Below are 16,105 nucleotides of genomic sequence, written 5' to 3'. Positions count from 1 at the left end.
ACTAGAAAGAATTAGCGCTGCCAAACTTCAATCCCGTTGCGGACATCGCGATCGCCCAACCAGGCAGTAGGGTCGCCTTGCACATAAACGCCATCCGTCTTGGAAAACACCACCCGCAGCGTACCCGTACGGCCCACATTCAGATAACCCGCAGACCAAACATCGTATTTGGTAATCCCTGTCAGGACAACGCGATAACTGCCAGGAGCCAAATTCAAGACCTGACGACGATTATAAAGTTGGGGACGGTAGATTTTTTGACCATTAATCCACACAGTTCCCCAGTCCTTACCCAGCGCATCAAATTCCACAAGTACAGGCGGCTGAAACTGCTGCGGTGGCTGAATAATAATGATGTTGCCGTTATTTGGATAGCCAGGATAGCCAGGATAGCCCCAATGATGCTGATTCACCGGGGCAGTAATGGTAGGTGAAACAGTCACACCAAATTGGCCCGCTAAAACCAAAGACGAGAGCAGCGCAGAAAACATAGACATTGCCCCAGATTAGGGAGAACACAAATCCCCAGTATCTATAGAGACAAGTCTGCTGTCTACAATTGTTCCACTAAGCACTCTTAGTGCGTAGGTAGCTGAGTAACCAGTTGGCCATCGTAGCGCGGCGCGTCAACCGAGGCACTAGCTCACCCACCTTATAGCCCGTAAACCCTAACTGTTCTTTCAGCAACTGCTTATGTTCCGCCGGAATCGATCGCGTCAGCCTCACCGTCGCAGGCCGACTCTCAATAAAGTCCGGAGGTTCAGGGTAAGCCTCTCGCAAGTCTAGAGCCACACCCATAGCATCCCACCGTCCATTCGCATCATCGTAACGATAACCTAAACAGTGCCACACCAAACGATTGGCGATCGCATCATCAACTTTGTCATTCAGGATATCCCAGACAGTGTCAGTATTCAGAGGCGGTAGATCAGACATAAAACGAACCCACAGAATTCGTAGAATTTTTAGCCCGATCTAAAAAATTACCTCAAATTCAACCCAAAAAACTTTCCTAATTCCCCATCCCCTAGAAACTCACAACAACCATACCCAAAACCCTTCTGGAGGGGGTCTGGGGGACGGCTGCGTCCCCCAGCGGGGGTTTGGGGGCAGGTGCCCCCAAGCTCTTTCGGCATCTCAAAAAAGAATGCAACGACCAAAAATTCTCTTAAAGACGATTTAGCTCACCAAACCTTAGGTGAAAACAGCGCCTTCTTTGGGCTCAGGACCCATACAAGAAACCACATTCCGCATAAACGTAATTTGGTCATTAAACTCTAGCCCTTTAATCGCATTAAAGAACTCTTGAGCATCACCAGACATCTGATAGTCAGAGGGAACATTGACGATCTGACCGTTCTCCATCCCTTGAGCTAAGAGATACCAAAAAGCGAGTCTGTTGCTGGAGTTGAAGTCTCCATAAGCAGTGCCAAACTCCGAGGCTTGACCTGACACAACATCTCGTTGAGCTTGAACCTGCTGCTCTTGAGGCAATTGCTGAATGCGATCGACGATCCCTTGAGCGATCGCGAAACCAGAAGTATCAGGGCCACCTTTGGGTGTGAGAGAACCCTTCAACTCCTCATAAATAAACCACAGGAGCGCTAGTTGAGTATCTGCATCAAAACCTTGAAAGCTTTGAATCGCTTGCTTTTGATTATGGGCAATGTCAGTGTATGTCATAGGAGCTTGAAATTAACAACCTCTGAAATTTAACAAGCGGTACAGTGGGCTTAACCCCGCTCAAGGCATAAGCTTCTAATTAGAATAATCGCCTTTAACCCCACTGTGGGCAGAGGTCAATTTCTGATAGTGCCCTAAGGGGAAACCTACATCCATAAGGCTAAGAGTCAGGTTTAAGCATCGATTGTGAGTGTTAGATTTCGCATGAGAGGGCAGCTAAATGGCAAACGTTAAGCATCCCAGAGTTCATGTTTGGATTTCTGGGCGAGTCCAAGGTGTCGGTTATCGCATGTCAACTTGTCAGGCAGCAGAAACTCTAGGAGTTAATGGCTGGGTCAAGAATTTGCCCGATGGCAGAGTGGAAGCAGTCTTTGAAGGCCCCCCAGAACTGATAGAAGAGATGATTCGGTGGTGCCACAAAGGGCCACGTATGGCAATCGTGCAAGAAGTCAAAGTGGAGCACGAAGAACCAGAAGGCATTCAGGGATTCCATGCAAGTCGCTGACTACCCGCTGAACAAGTAACCCCAAATTAGCAAGCCAGCACCACTCCACTACGGCGGCGATCGCCTGCGCCCGTAATGGTCCCAGCAGCATCTCGCATCACTGTATGCACCCCACCAAAAAACATATTTTCCTGCTGCCACAACACCAGCTCATCATCAGCCGGAAGATGCAGTTTTTCCAACTCCGCTTCACTAAATCCTGGCTCAACATTAAACACAGAATTTTCCCAATGAATTCGCGGGCTATCTACTGCTACCCCCACTGGCATTTGAAAATCTAAAATATTAGAAATTACTTGCAAAATCGCCGTTCTAATCCGATTGGAACCCCCAGAACCCAAAACAATTTCTGGCTGTTGATCTTTTAGCACAATGGTAGGAGCCATCATGGACGCAATGCGAGTATTTTCCTGCCACTGATGGAATCCCTGGGGGTTCAAATCTTCCTCCCCCAACATGTTATTCATCATGATGCCAGTGCCAGGAATTACATAACCACAACCTTCCCCATTGGAAGTAGTCACACTCGCAGCATTGCCTTCATCATCAATTACGCTAAGGTGAGTTGTGCTACCCCATTTATTCGCGACATCCAGCAATTGAGCTTGATACATTTCCACCTGAACCGCCTCTAGAAAGGCTTGAGAATCTTGCTGCTGACAAAGCTGGTCAGACTGCTCTCGACGAGCGATATTCGTCAGTCGCATCGCCGTAGCTAAAACATCTAAATGCTCGGCACTACCAAACTTAAAATTCGCCAAGTCGATCGCAGATAGAAGCTCTAAAGCCAAAGCGATCAAAGTACCACCAGAGCTAGGCGTGGGGTTAGTCAGCAAGATATTATCTCGATAATTGATCGCCAGTGGTTGACGTTCAATCACCTGATACTGTTGCAAATCTTCGAGAGTTAGATAACCACCAAAATTCTCACAATCTTGAACAATTTGATGTGCAATATCGCCTCGATAAAATCCATCCGGCCCTGTTTTAGCTAAGTAATCTAAAGCCTCTGCCAAGTCGGGCATTACCAAATTGGTTCCAGGTGCCACAAGAGAACCATTGGGGGCAAAAATTTGACGTGATTCTGGAGAAGCAGTCAGAATGGGGCTAAGAATTTGAAAGCAGAAATATTGAAAATCAGAGATTTCCACTCCTCTTTTGGCATAGTGAATGGCAGGTTCCGCGATCGCCTGAAATGGCAACCGACCCAACTTTTGATGCACATGGAAAATACCAGCCACATTTCCTGGTACACCCATCGAGCCTAAGCCAATATGAAACTCTTGAATAGCACCGCCAAAGTTAACATCAACTGGATAAAAATTCAGGTGGGAAGGATTCTTTTTATAACGAGGTGTTTGAGTAAAAAAGTCAAATAAAATATCTTGTTGCTGAGACGTATGCGCTAGGAGAAAGCCACCTCCTGCGGGAGAAGTCAGGGTGGGTTCCACCACAAAGGCTGCCATTACCGCTGCGATCGCGGCATCAAAAGCATTGCCGCCCAAGCGCAACATTTCCAGCCCTGCTTCGGCTGTTTTGGCATGTCCCGCAGCAATTACACCATGAGTTGGGTTTGGCATAGACTAAATTTTAGGTTTTTTGGTCGAGGCGAATGGCTTGCTCTAGAGCAGCTTTGGTTTTGGCTCGCTGCACATAAGCTTGCAACTGAGTGATATCCCAACCAATTAGCATACTTAGGTCTTCTAAACTCAGTCCTCGCATCAGCATTTCTACACACCAAGTTTGTTGGACTTGCTCAATCTGGGGTGGCTGCCCTTCCGGGGTCAATAAATTCTCCGTCATCTGCTGCCACTGCGATCGCACTTCCACCTCTGAAATCGGTTCTCCCGTCGTCGCCAGAAACAAAGCAGTCTGGGCATCTTTACGACTTTTGAGCCAGTGAGTCAGGGGATTGCGGGTGTAGGTGCCATAGCGTTGGCCTAAGATCCACTGGTTGACTGGCACTTGCCTCACCCCATTGCGCAGCACTTGCAACCAATGTTGCTCAGTGGCACTAAATTGCTGCGATCGCTGCAAGGAAGCAATTTCGGTCACGCTCAAACCCGCCGCAAACAGCACATAAGCGATCGCATATTGTTGCAACCCTCGTTTTTTTGCTTGTTGCAAAATTGCGTGAACCATAGGCGCTGGAAGATCTGATACCACTTCAGGACGAACTAAAGGAGCGATCGCCTCCTCCGGATGAGCGTTCATCGCTTCTAGCTGCGCCTCCGACTGAAATACTGCCCCATGCAAAAACAGCTCCACCAGATTATCTAAAAAGTCATCTCGGCTGTCCCAGAGTTCGTGAAACTCGCTAGTGAACTCAATCACGGCATATCCCAACAACATCCCGTTGAGTAGACTGGCTAATTTTTCTGCCGGAAGGAGAGTTCGCAAATGCCCCTGATGAATTACTGTGGCTAAATACTCGGCAACATAGCGATTTGCCTCTGTGATGCCTTGCCCCAAAGCTTGGCGATTTTCGGCAGGATACTGACCCGCCTCCCCAACCACAGAGCGAACAAAGTCTGGCACGCGCTCCAGCGCTTGGAGACAAGCATTAGCATAGTCTTTAAGAGTCTGGGCAATATTGCTAGTTCGGTTAGCTTGCTGAATCAGAGACTCGCCCAGCTGGGTAAACATTCCAGAGTCTTCTAGCACTGCCAGCAAAAGGCCATGCTTGTTGCCAAAGTGCCGAAACAGCGTGACTTCATTGACTTCCGCTAATTCGGCAATCTGTCTTGTGGTCGTTTCGGTGACCCCCTGAGCCGTAAACAGCTCAATGGCCGCGTTAATAAGGCGCTGGCGCGTCGGACTTCGTTGAGCAGACATAAACTAGGAATGCAAGTACCACTTGCAATTGTTGAATGGGATTGCTAAAATGTGCAAGTATAGCTTGCATCCTCCTACTGTAGCGGTCTTTTTTGATTTCGATCGAACGAAGGCACAGCCAGTGAATAGCGAGGGCGCGTGCACCAGTTCTGAAACTCCCCAGCACTGGTTAAATACGGCATTCAAAAGGAAATTTATGACCTCTAATTCCATTGCGCCTGCTGCTATAGGCAGGCCATCCCTATCGTTGAGCTGGTCTAATGTGCTCTTCTTCGGGAGCTTTCACGCCCTCGCTTTACTGGCACCCTGGTTTTTTTCATGGTCGGCGTTGGGCGTCACGCTATTCCTCCATTGGCTGTTTGGTAGTATCGGAATCTGCTTAGGGTATCATCGGCTCGTTAGCCACCGCAGTTTTCAAGTACCCAAATGGTTGGAGTACATCATCATTACCATCGGAGCCTTAGCGTTACAGGGCGGGCCTATTTTTTGGATCGCCGGTCATCGCCAACACCACGCCTTTGCAGAGGATGTTGATAAAGATCCCTACTCTTCCAAGCGCGGTTTCTGGTGGAGCCACATGCTGTGGATTCTCTATCCGCGTGATGAGTTTTTCAAGGCCGAAAAGTACTACCGCTACGCCCCCGATCTAGCTCGTGACGCTTACTACCGCTTCCTCGACAATTACCATGTGTTGTTGCAAATTCCGATGGGGCTGGCGCTCTATGCGATTGGCGGTTGGTCATTTGTGATCTGGGGTCTATTTTTACGCGCAGTGCTGTTGTGGCATAGCACCTGGTTTATCAACTCGATCACTCATTTGCGTGGCTATCGCACTTACGAAGTGGAAGACAACTCTCGCAATCTTTGGTGGGCAGCCATCATTACTTACGGCGAAGGCTGGCACAACAACCACCATGCTCAACCCAATGTTGCCCCCGCTGGTCGCCATTGGTGGGAAGTTGATGTCACTTGGTGGGCAATCAAAGCGCTGCAAACCGTTGGTTTAGCGAAGAAAGTGGTGATGCCACCCGCAGCAAAAACAGCGAGTTAAATACAACTCGATAGTTAATAGAGGGGCGCAGCCTGCTGTGCCTTTTTTCGTTTTTGTAAAAGGATCTAGGCAAGAGAGGCGATCGCCTTTCATTAGCAGATTTTAGCTACCCACATTTAAGTTTTGTCAACATTCTCACCTTTCAACAGTAAATATACATAGAGCAAATCTAGACAGCCCCCGCAATACCAAATAAATTGGACACAAGAAAGAATCAGCCTTATATTCCAGGGAAGCTACCGATGAAACAATTAGCAAAATCTGCACTAGCAGCCTTCAGCCTCACTTGCTTGAGTACTAGTCTTTTTCAGGCTCTCCCAGCTCAAGCAGCTTCGCTCAACTTTAATCTGTCTTTTATAGAAGATAATTCGGGCCGAACTGGGTCAGGCACACTGCAAATTGATGACTCCAAGGCTCTAGGATCAGGGTTCTTTGAGATTACCGATTTCCAGGTTTTAACTCCCCAAAGTAAATCGCTTACATTAAGCAACTATGTTCCAGCTAGCCCTAGTTTTGTTTTAGGTTTCAATCAGACTTTAGGCTCAATTGCTCAAGTCAGCTCCGACGCAATTTTCTCCCCCTTCATTGTGGAGGCTCCAGGCTCTTTTCTCTTTTTTGAGCGGTTTGAAAAAAGGTATATTGAGGACTTATTTTTCCCATCTGAAACCAGGGGCTCATTTACAGCAGAGTTGGTTCCTGCCGAAAACCCACCCGTAGAAGTTCCTGAGCCTGGAGTTTTGCTAGGCACTCTAGCAGTAATGGGGATGGCTTATAAACTGAAAGGGCGTTTCCTGCGCAGTTGCTAATCTAATACCAATTCAACTTAAGGATGCATAGAGAATTGGTATTACAGCTTATTAGTGAAGGTGATAAAAATTTAAGCGAGTAGAGTAAGCATTGCTTATGAAAACTTGAGAATTTAATGTCATGTATGTATAAATGATTATGGATTATGGATAAAGAACTTACACAGACAACCACCTCAGAAATTCAACTCTTCCAAAGCGTTGAACAGAAAGAAGACTTTTTCTTTTTACTCGGTACACGATCATCCCAATCAATTAACTTCTGTCACGCCGCGTCACGCCATTGCCACGTCATCTCTTGACCTGCCCCTAAGGGCACAAGCCCAGCTTCAGTGAATGGAACTTCATTGGGAACGCGCCAGGTCGTTTTGGTCAAAGTAATCTGTTCGGTATTGCGCGGGAGTTGATAAAAATCTGGCCCATAGAAGCTGGCGAAAGCTTCAAGTTTATCGAGTGCATCAACACTCTCAAAAGCTTCTGCGTATAACTCCATCGCGTGCAGAGCTGAATAGCAACCCGCGCACCCACAGGAACTTTCCTTGCTATCGCGGGGATGGGGAGCGCTATCGGTGCCAAGAAAAAACTTAGGATTGCCAGAGGTTGCTGCTTGCAAAAGAGAGAGGCGGTGCTCCTCACGTTTCAAAACTGGCAGGCAATAAAAATGGGGGCGAATGCCACCTTGAAATAGGATATTGCGGTTAAACAACAAATGCTGTGGCGTGATCGTTGCAGCGACATTGTTGGCAGACAGAACATACTGCACAGCGTCTGAAGTGGTAACGTGCTCAAGCACCACACGCAGATTGGGAAATCGCTGCTTGAGAGGGATCAAATGCCGTTCGATAAATACTTTCTCGCGATCGAACATATCAACATCTTGATCGGTCACTTCCCCATGCAGGAGTAAAGGCATGTCTACCTGCTGCATCACTTCAAAGACGCGATCGCACTTACGAATATCCGTCACACCGAAGTCTGAATTGGTCGTTGCACCCGCTGGGTAGTACTTGACCGCTTTGACAAACTGGGATTCTTTAGCCGCGATAATTTCTTCGGGACTCGTGTTATCGGTGAGGTAGAGCGTCATCAGGGGCTCAAACTGTTGGCCTGTCGGATTGGCGGCAAGGATGCGATCGCGATAGGCCGCAGCATCAGCGACCGTGCGGATTGGCGGCTTCAAGTTCGGCATGATGATCGCGCGGGCAAATTGACGCACTGTATGAGGCAGAACCGCTTTTAGTGCCGCACCATCGCGTAGATGTAGATGCCAGTCGTCAGGTCGGGTGATCGTAAGCTTTTGCATCTCCCAATTATAAAACCGCTAGTGCTTTGTGATGCCTTGAGGAGAATTGTTATCAGGGCGATCGCTAGGTTATGAAAGGCGATCGCGGGAGATGTGGCAGGATGGTTCAGGGAACGGGCTGGTGCTGAAATGACGATTATTATGAAACAGGATGTAGCAGCGAATCCACTGCACGTAGTTTTTTTTCAGCACGGTAGGCGTAATGCTTGAGACGAATGGCATCCCGCACCTGATCCAGCAATCTCTCAGGAGGTGGTTGCATAGTGATAAGCAGATGTACTGCGCATTTAATAGTACATCTGATCGCCTACGTAGGGGATCTGAAAATGTGCGGAAAGATTCTCGCTATTCAGCTTGGGCGGCGTATTATGCAGAAATAATTTGCATTTTGCATAAGTAGTACATTTAGAATCTTAGACAGATTATTGCTGCCTATTTACCCTAATTGGGATCTTATGCAGAAATTTTCAGCCTATTAATAGTTCGGCGGCTTGCGCGCAGCCTTGTTGAAAGTGAAACTTATTTCTATGAATCGTGACGATGTTTTACCTTTAGTCAGGTCAACCAAAGATGACGAAATGTATAAGCAACTTCGGGAAGCACTGCGCCAAATGGATGAAGTGGAACTGTTTCATGGCCTTTATTGGGTTGCTGTCGAAACTCCTTATCAAACGCCGAGTTTTCCAATTTATTACGCTGGCAATCTTTTGTTTGACCTAAACCCGACTTGCCAAATCAGTTGTGAAGAAGCTGTCAGGGCTATGTTGTCGCCTGGATGGGACATCAGTCTTGAGGAAGTGCCTTGGTATTTGTATAAGCAGTTTGGTATAGCTCCCATCCATGAAGCTGTTGAGCGAATTCGCCCAGAACCTTTATCAAACGAAGAGCGTGTGAGATTAGATACTGTGAAGTATTGGGCAGACACGATTCACAAAGAGGGCATCGAAATCAACGAGAAATGGCGGATATAGCTCGTCAACAAGCCGCCGAACAAGGCGCTGCACCCGACCGCCTACAGCTTCGCTCGTTCCTCGCTGCGCTTTCGGCGGCGGGTGATCTTGGTCGTTATACTGCCAACCAAATCTTTGAGATTACGGACTGCGGCCAATGTGGGAGCAGTGAAAAGTATTGTTGATCCTATGAAACACTCAAAGGTACTAGCTGGTCTAATGGGTCTTTGCATAGGGGATGCTCTTGGCGTTCCCGTTGAGTTTTCAACTCGTGAAGAACGAACTCAACACCCTGTTCTTGATATGAACAGCCACAATGCTTGGAATGAACTTCCTGGTACTTGGTCTGATGATAGTTCTCTAACCTTCTGTCTAGCTGATTCTCTCTGTAATGGCTTTTCGTTGCAGGCGATTGCCGATTCCTTCTGTGACTGGTATTACGAGCAGAGGTGGACTGCACGAGGAAAAGTGTTTGACATTGGAATTACGACACAAATGGCAATTGAGAAACTGCGTCGAGGAGTACCCCCTTTACGGGCAGGAGACACTGTAGAACGGAGCAATGGCAATGGCTCTTTGATGCGAATCTTGCCACTAGCCTATTACTATAAAACTTGGGATTTCTCGGTGTTACTTGAACGAGTTCATCAAGTTTCTTGCATTACTCACGCGCATCCTCGTTCACAAATGGCTTGTGGTATTTATATCAGTGTCGCCATTGCTCTATTGGAGGGTAGAAATCCTCAAGTAGCGTATCAAGAAGGGTTAGACCGAGTTGATTTGTTTTACCAAAGATATCCTTACAGCCAGGAGAGAACTCATTTTGAACGAGTATTCAGCGGTCAAATTGATGCTCTACCAATTGAGAGTATTAACTCTGAAGGCTACGTAATTGATACCTTAGAAGCTAGTTTGTGGTGTTTTCTGAATACGTCCTCTTATGTAGAGGCAGTTCTAAAGGCTGTTAATTTGGGTGAGGATACAGATACTACAGCAGCAGTCACTGGAGGGTTGGCAAGTATTTACTATGGAGTTGAAGGTATCCCGGTGGAGTGGATGAATACAATTGCTCGTAAGGACGACATTATTGCTTTAGCAAATCGTCTAGAAGTGGCAATCTACCAGTGAAAAGCAGCATAACAAGCCCAATGCAGCGGACAGTTGAGAGCCACTGGTGCTAAGTTCGAGGTTATCTCTGCTGCTGATTTGAGCCGTTGGGCTGCTTGAGTTACTAGTGGGGCAGTATTTTGAATTTGTCGGTTGAGCGTGCAGGAGTTAGGGTGGTTGTTGGACGGAATGAGTGAGCACAATGCAAGACCTGGTTAATCTCGAAGAGCAAGGATGGCAAGCCCTATCAACGGGAGTAGAAGCGAGCAAAAAGTTCTACAGTTCCGTTCTCCGTGATGATGCAGTCATGGTCTTTCCAGGCGGGATGATTATCAATGGAAAAGAAAAAATTTTGCAATCCTTAGCCGCCCAACCCTGGAAATCGTTTCAAATTGAAGAGCCGCGAGTAATTTTATTATCAGCAAGTGCTGAAGTGCTCATATACAGGGTGACTGCACACCGTGAAGGTAGCGAGCCATACATAGCACTGATCAATAGCACATATGAACTCAGTGGCGGAGCGTGGAAGTTGGTACTTCACCAGCAAACACCAGTGTAATTGTCGCCCAACAAGCCCGCTGTACCGGAACGAATCCAAGCCATCGTTAGAACCAAAATTCCTCCATGCCCAGTGATCGGGAGCGTTAGACCGCTCAACTGAACAATTTGTGGAGGTATAGTGACTGAACAAGAGGAAAAGTATTTACATTTTGCTTACTGTATAGACGATCTCAATTATGCTTGGCGGCTTTTACAAGAGATCAGAGAGTGTAAAGGCAATTCTCTTGTAGGTGCTGCTTTTCAGTTTGCTTTAATCCAGTACTCCAAACCGTATAAATGCTCCTATGGGAGCGTACTAAACTCTAAGGGCAAAACCACCTCCTATAAGCTTGATGAGTCACACATTCCCACCAAGCATATTGAATTACATAGGAGAATAATTAATGCTCGAGATCAAATTCATGCTCATTCTGATCTCACAGTGAAGGAAGCTAAGTTATACATTAGCGATACTTCGCATGGAAAGACAGCCATTAGAGGACAAAACAAGATACTTGGCACTGAAGAGCTTTCAAACATTGATGCCGTCATCGATTTGATCGAAGAGTCACTTAATAGTATGTATGAAAAAGCTAAGCAATCAGAAGCTGAATTGCCCATCACCTTTTGACGTTAAAAGCTAGTCTAACAAGCCCAGTGCAGCGGATTGACGAACGCCGTTAGTACTGGGTTCCAAGTTATTAGCAACCGCTAACTGGGGTCGTTATACGGCTTTCAGTTATCTGTTGGGGCTGTACTTCCAGATTGCTTGTTGGGCGATAAATGTGGAGCAAGTGCTAAATTTACTGCAATAAGTTGAGGAGGCAGGATGGCACTATATGACATTATTGGAAAAACCTATGCTCAAACAAGAAGAAGTGATTCGCGTATTGCTGAAAAATTGCTAGAGATTTTGCTATCCTCCCAAACTTCTGCCGTTGTAGATATTGGTGCTGGAACAGGATCTTACGCAAGTGTTTTAGCTGAGCATGGGTATCGCGTTTTTGCAATGGAGCCGTCATAGGCTATGCGGAGGCAGGCGATCGCCCATCCTGAAATTGAATGGATCGATGGATATGCTGAGAATTTGCCATTACCCGATCAAGCAGTGGATGCAGCTATCATCATGCTTGCTTTTCACCATTTTCCCGATTATCGACAAGCACTGAATGAGATTCACAGGGTTGTAGGTAATGGACAAATAGTTTTCTTCACTTACGATCCATTAATGATTTCTAGCTTCTGGTTGACTGAGTATTTTCCCTCGTTTATTAGAGACGTTGAATCCACATTTTTGCCAATTCCAAAGCTAGTAGAGGAGATTCAATTAATCGCAGATGGTGTGGTGAATGTGATTCCTTTTCCTTTACCGAACGATCTGTCGGATTCATTTGCAGCCGTTGGTTGGGCACGACCGGAACTGTACCTAGATAGTGGTATTCGCAAAGGCATCTCTTCGTTTAGCAAGATTGACCATAATGAGCTAAATAGTGGTCTATCCCGCTTAGGAAAAGATTTAGAGAGGGACAGGTGGGATCGCAAGTATGGACATCTGCGCCAGCAAAGTCAGTATGATGTTGGATATCGCTTTGTTCATCGTCCAGCCGTATAACAATCGCGCTGCACCGGAATGTACCAATATGGTCGGTTGAGTTGCAAAGGTTTTTGCAGCCGCTGACCTTTGCCGTTAGGCTTTCAAAATCTCACTAGAATCCACGAAGAGCCAAGCAAAGAGATCTTTTATGAATATTCCATTTTCAGGAGGCTGCGCTTGCGGTGCCGTACGCTACGAGTGTTACAGTGCGCCTCTGGCAATGCTGAATTGTCATTGTAGTGATTGCCAACTATCCAGTGGAGCACCGTTTGCATCTGGCGTAGTCGTATCAACAAAGTCCATCAAAGTCACTGGCTCACCGAAAGAGTACTCTGTTCGCGCGTCAAGTGGCTCTCAGACAACGCGAAATTTCTGCTCGAACTGCGGTAGTCCCTTGTTCACAACCGGCGAAGCGATGCCAGATTTCACATCCATACGCTTTACAACGTTTGACGACCAAAGCGATTTTTCTCCTGCGCTGGACATTTGGACATCAAGCGCAGCCTCCTGGGTTTGCATGAATGAGGAATTGCCACACTTTTCGCAGTCCCCCTCACCGGCCACACAAGCGTAACGATATGTACATTTGGTTCAGCCCATCGGACGAACCAAATTGAGTTGGAAGGCGAAGATACTGCTTGGGATTCCTCTAAACCTTTGCCGAAAGACACTCGATAGTGTCGAATGGTGAAATTCTGAAGTAAGCCCTTGGTAAAGTTACTCAGTGATAGCTACAGAAGCGTGTTCTGGTTGGGTTACCTAACACTGTGTTGGTGCGGACGGAACAAAGATTATCAGTGAGCGCTGAAAGACATCCGCCGCCGCACAACTTCACCGTTAGACCGCTTCACGAGGTTGGGAATACTGAGCATAGGCGATCGGTGAGGTATGGTCTAACAAGCCCGTTGCACACCGACCTACAGAGGCTACTAAACGATGATCACGGTCAGCAGCAAATTCTAGGCAAGCTCGGATATCTGCTTCTGTTAATTCGGGGAAGTCTTCTAGAATTTCAGCATGAGACATACCCACTGCTAGCCACCCTAAGACATCGTACACAGTAATTCTCATGCGTCGAATACAGGGCTTACCGCCTCGCTTATCGGGTTCGATGGTGATGATGTCGCGATCGCCCATGACGCTTGCGAGCCCCAGAGTCCAAGTGATTGTTTAAGTCTAAGGTAGCTTCCTTCAGCGTTGCAATAACACTAAGAGCGATCGCCTTTTATCACCCAGCGATCGCCCCTCCATCCCTTTACTTCAAAGACGCGATCGCACGAACTCAGCTAAACGCTCCATCCCTTTTTCGATCGTGGTCATGTCGGTGGCGTAGGAGAGACGGATGTGGTCATCTGCGCCGAAGGCGACACCAGGAATGACGGCGACCTGTTGAGTTTCTAGCAATTTGTCGCAGAACTCCAAGGACTTGAGGCCAGTCTTGCTGATGTTAGGGAACAGGTAGAAAGCTCCGTCGGGTGGGGGGCAGCTCAGACCAGGGATGGCGTTGAGGTGGTCTAGCATCACTTGGCGGCGTTGGGCAAAGGCTTGCCGCATTTCTTCGACGCAATCTTGGGAACCTTGATAAGCTGCGATCGCCCCATATTGAGCAAAGGTGCAGACATTGGAAGTACTGTGGCTTTGCAGCGTGCTGACTGCCTTGATTAAATCTGTGGGGCCTGCCAAGTAGCCAATCCGCCACCCTGTCATGGAGTAGGCTTTGGCAAAACCGTTACTAACAATGGTGCGCTCAAATACTTCTGGACTCACCGCACCAATGCTGAGATGTTCTGCGTCGCCGTAGATCATCTTTTCGTAGATTTCGTCAGAAACTACTAAGATGTCTTGCTCGACAATTACCTGAGCGATCGCACGAATTTCGTCGGGGGTGTAGACAACGCCTGTAGGGTTGGAGGGCGAGTTCAGAACAAAGAGTCGAGTTCTAGGTGTGATGGCTTGGCGCAATTGGTCTGGGGTAACTTTGAAATCGCTGGCAGCATCCGTTTCAAGGATAACGGGCACTCCTGCGGCCAACTTCACCATTTCTGGATAGCTGAGCCAGTAAGGGGCAGGAATAATCACCTCATCGCCGGGGTTCAATAGAGCCAGCATGAGATTAAACAGCGAATGCTTGCCACCATTGGTGACGACAATCTGTTCAGCTCGGTAGGCTAGGTGATTCTCGGTTTGCAGTTTCTGGGCGATCGCCTCTCGCAACTTCGGTTCCCCTGCCGCTGGCCCGTATTTAGTTTTGCCCTCATCTAGCGCTTGCTTGGCAGCTTCTTTAATATGCGTGGGGGTGTCAAAGTCAGGTTCCCCAGCGCTGAAACTACACACATCAATGCCCTCGGCCTTCAGAGCTTTCGCTTTTGCAGCGATCGCCAATGTCAAAGAAGGTGATACCTGCCCCACTCGTGCTGCCAGCTTCATTGCGCTTTCAGATTTGTTATTAGATCTCAGATTCCTAGAGTAATCCAAAATCCCAAATCCCAAAGCGTCAATCACAAAGAAATCATCAGGCGATCGTCACATCCGACGACAAATAAACGTCTTGAATGGCGTGGAATAGTTTCACCCCTTCTTCAAATGGACGCTGAAAGGTCTTGCGGCCTGAGATTAAACCAGAACCCCCAGCCCGTTTGTTCACCACGGCAGTCCGGATGGCTTCGGCAAAGTCATTTTTACCGGAAGCCCCCCCAGAGTTAATCAGGCCCGCTCGTCCGGCGTAGCAGTTGAGCAACTGATAGCGGGTCAGGTCAATGGGGTGGTCGGTCGTAAGTTCGGAATAAACCTTCTCATGGGTTTTGCCGTAGCTTTTGCCTGTGGCTTGGGCAACTGCTTGATAGCCGTGGTTGAGTTCGGGCAACTTTTGCTTGATGATGTCGGCTTGGATAGTGACGCCGAGGTGGTTGGCTTGGGCCGTCAGATCGCCTGCCAGGTGATAGTCCTTGTCCTGCTTGAAGGCATCGTTGCGTAGGTAGCACCAAAGGATGGTGGCCATGCCGTATTCGTGAGCTAGGGCAAAGGCTTGACTCACTTCTTGAATCTGGCGATCGGATTCTTCAGAACCGAAGTAAATCGTGGCTCCTACTGCAACGGCTCCCAGATTCCAAGCTTGCTCGACTGAGGCAAACATGATCTGGTCGAATTTGTTGGGGTAGGTGAGCAGTTCGTTGTGGTTGAGTTTGAGAATGAAGGGAATTTTGTGGGCGTATTTGCGAGACACGCTGCCTAACACTCCCAGCGTTGTGGCCACGGCATTGCAGCCTGCGGCGATCGCTAATTTAATGATGTTTTCGCTGTCGAAGTAGATGGGGTTGGGGGCAAAGGAAGCACCAGCGGAGTGTTCCATGCCTTGGTCTACAGGCAAAATCGACAAGTAACCTGTGTTGGCTAAGCGGCCATAGGAGTAGAGCTGTTGCAAACTCCGCAAGACTTGGGAGGAGCGATCGGTTTGGGCAAAGATGCGATCGATCCAATCGGGTCCGGGTAGGTGTAAGAGGTCTTTGGAGATTTTGGCTTTGTGGGTTAAGAGGTCTTCGGCTTCGTCTCCAAGCCAAGATTCGAGTGACTGAGGCACAGATACTGTAGCGGTCATACGCTTGTCCTCAAAACTTTTTCAGAACGCGGATGGTTCGTTGTCCTTTCTATGGTAATCAGGTTGTCTAGGGGGTAGGTGTATTTATTTGGAAGAATCCGAGCCTTGGGGGCACTCGCCCCCAAACCCCCGCTGA

At 47.8% G+C, this 16,105-nt stretch carries 16 protein-coding genes and 3 pseudogenes; 9 read left to right on the top strand and 10 right to left on the bottom strand.

Annotated elements, in window-relative coordinates; genetic code table 11:
* Window positions 1-11: 11 nt before the first annotated feature.
* From KME12_00605 to KME12_00595, 3 genes are all read right to left on the bottom strand, one after another.
* The gene (locus tag KME12_00605; GenBank protein MBW4486267.1) at window positions 12-497 is read right to left on the bottom strand and encodes a hypothetical protein; all 486 of its coding nucleotides are present in this window, start codon (window positions 495-497) and stop codon (window positions 12-14) included.
* 70 nt (window positions 498-567) lie between these two features.
* Window positions 568-936 (bottom strand): DUF1823 family protein, encoded by a 369-nt coding sequence (locus tag KME12_00600; GenBank protein MBW4486266.1) that lies wholly within the window; start codon window positions 934-936, stop codon window positions 568-570.
* Between the two features lie 258 nt (window positions 937-1,194).
* The gene (locus tag KME12_00595) at window positions 1,195-1,683 is read right to left on the bottom strand and encodes an Orange carotenoid protein (GenBank protein MBW4486265.1); all 489 of its coding nucleotides are present in this window, start codon (window positions 1,681-1,683) and stop codon (window positions 1,195-1,197) included.
* 220 nt (window positions 1,684-1,903) lie between these two features.
* Between KME12_00595 and KME12_00590 the strand changes: the two genes are divergently transcribed.
* A complete protein-coding gene (locus tag KME12_00590; GenBank protein ID MBW4486264.1) occupies window positions 1,904-2,188 on the top strand; it encodes an acylphosphatase in 285 nt (94 codons plus the stop codon).
* A gap of 26 nt (window positions 2,189-2,214) precedes the next feature.
* Here KME12_00590 and ggt read toward each other — a convergent pair whose 3' ends face one another.
* The gene (gene ggt / locus KME12_00585) at window positions 2,215-3,768 is read right to left on the bottom strand and encodes a gamma-glutamyltransferase (GenBank protein ID MBW4486263.1); all 1,554 of its coding nucleotides are present in this window, start codon (window positions 3,766-3,768) and stop codon (window positions 2,215-2,217) included.
* A gap of 10 nt (window positions 3,769-3,778) precedes the next feature.
* Complete coding sequence (locus KME12_00580) at window positions 3,779-5,023, bottom strand: TetR/AcrR family transcriptional regulator (protein MBW4486262.1); 1,245 nt, start codon at window positions 5,021-5,023, stop codon at window positions 3,779-3,781.
* A gap of 196 nt (window positions 5,024-5,219) precedes the next feature.
* On the opposite strand from KME12_00580, the gene KME12_00575 reads away from it, so the two are divergent.
* Both KME12_00575 and KME12_00570 read left to right on the top strand, forming a co-directional pair.
* Window positions 5,220-6,074, top strand: a complete 855-nt coding sequence (locus KME12_00575) for a fatty acid desaturase (protein MBW4486261.1) — start codon at window positions 5,220-5,222, stop codon at window positions 6,072-6,074.
* Window positions 6,075-6,316: 242 nt separating this feature from the next.
* Window positions 6,317-6,880, top strand: coding sequence for a PEP-CTERM sorting domain-containing protein (locus KME12_00570; protein MBW4486260.1), 564 nt, complete (start codon window positions 6,317-6,319; stop codon window positions 6,878-6,880).
* A gap of 265 nt (window positions 6,881-7,145) precedes the next feature.
* Here KME12_00570 and pyrC read toward each other — a convergent pair whose 3' ends face one another.
* Together pyrC and KME12_00560 are read right to left on the bottom strand one after the other, a co-directional pair.
* Window positions 7,146-8,183, bottom strand: a complete 1,038-nt coding sequence (pyrC, locus tag KME12_00565; GenBank protein ID MBW4486259.1) for a dihydroorotase — start codon at window positions 8,181-8,183, stop codon at window positions 7,146-7,148.
* A 129-nt stretch (window positions 8,184-8,312) separates the two neighbouring features.
* Window positions 8,313-8,445, bottom strand: a pseudogene (locus KME12_00560) (phage integrase N-terminal SAM-like domain-containing protein).
* Window positions 8,446-8,710: 265 nt separating this feature from the next.
* On the opposite strand from KME12_00560, the gene KME12_00555 reads away from it, so the two are divergent.
* The 6 genes and pseudogenes from KME12_00555 (at window position 8,711) to KME12_00530 (ending at window position 12,948) form a co-directional block, all read left to right on the top strand.
* Window positions 8,711-9,154, top strand: a complete 444-nt coding sequence (locus tag KME12_00555) for a hypothetical protein (protein MBW4486258.1) — start codon at window positions 8,711-8,713, stop codon at window positions 9,152-9,154.
* A gap of 168 nt (window positions 9,155-9,322) precedes the next feature.
* Entirely contained in the window at window positions 9,323-10,261 is a 939-nt protein-coding gene (locus tag KME12_00550; protein MBW4486257.1) for an ADP-ribosylglycohydrolase family protein, read from the top strand.
* Window positions 10,262-10,442: 181 nt separating this feature from the next.
* A complete protein-coding gene (locus KME12_00545; GenBank protein ID MBW4486256.1) occupies window positions 10,443-10,799 on the top strand; it encodes a nuclear transport factor 2 family protein in 357 nt (118 codons plus the stop codon).
* 120 nt (window positions 10,800-10,919) lie between these two features.
* Window positions 10,920-11,411 (top strand): hypothetical protein, encoded by a 492-nt coding sequence (locus KME12_00540; protein ID MBW4486255.1) that lies wholly within the window; start codon window positions 10,920-10,922, stop codon window positions 11,409-11,411.
* A 198-nt stretch (window positions 11,412-11,609) separates the two neighbouring features.
* Window positions 11,610-12,392 (top strand): annotated as a pseudogene (locus KME12_00535) (class I SAM-dependent methyltransferase).
* A 130-nt stretch (window positions 12,393-12,522) separates the two neighbouring features.
* On the top strand, window positions 12,523-12,948 hold the full coding sequence (locus tag KME12_00530; GenBank protein MBW4486254.1) for a GFA family protein: 426 nt from the start codon (window positions 12,523-12,525) through the stop codon (window positions 12,946-12,948).
* A 344-nt stretch (window positions 12,949-13,292) separates the two neighbouring features.
* Here the strand turns inward: KME12_00530 and KME12_00525 are convergent.
* From KME12_00525 to KME12_00515, 3 genes and pseudogenes are all read right to left on the bottom strand, one after another.
* Window positions 13,293-13,511, bottom strand: a pseudogene (locus KME12_00525) (DUF433 domain-containing protein).
* A 123-nt stretch (window positions 13,512-13,634) separates the two neighbouring features.
* Entirely contained in the window at window positions 13,635-14,801 is a 1,167-nt protein-coding gene (locus tag KME12_00520; protein MBW4486253.1) for a pyridoxal phosphate-dependent aminotransferase, read from the bottom strand.
* An 85-nt stretch (window positions 14,802-14,886) separates the two neighbouring features.
* Window positions 14,887-15,969 carry a class I fructose-bisphosphate aldolase gene (locus KME12_00515; GenBank protein ID MBW4486252.1) on the bottom strand — a complete coding sequence of 361 codons (1,083 nt, stop codon included), beginning with the start codon at window positions 15,967-15,969 and terminating at the stop codon, window positions 14,887-14,889.
* Between the last annotated feature and the right edge of the window lie 136 nt (window positions 15,970-16,105).

The organism is Trichocoleus desertorum ATA4-8-CV12 (assembly GCA_019358975.1).
Taxonomy (GTDB): Bacteria; Cyanobacteriota; Cyanobacteriia; order FACHB-46; family FACHB-46; genus Trichocoleus; species Trichocoleus desertorum_A.
This window is presented reverse-complemented; position numbering and strand designations above follow the sequence as displayed.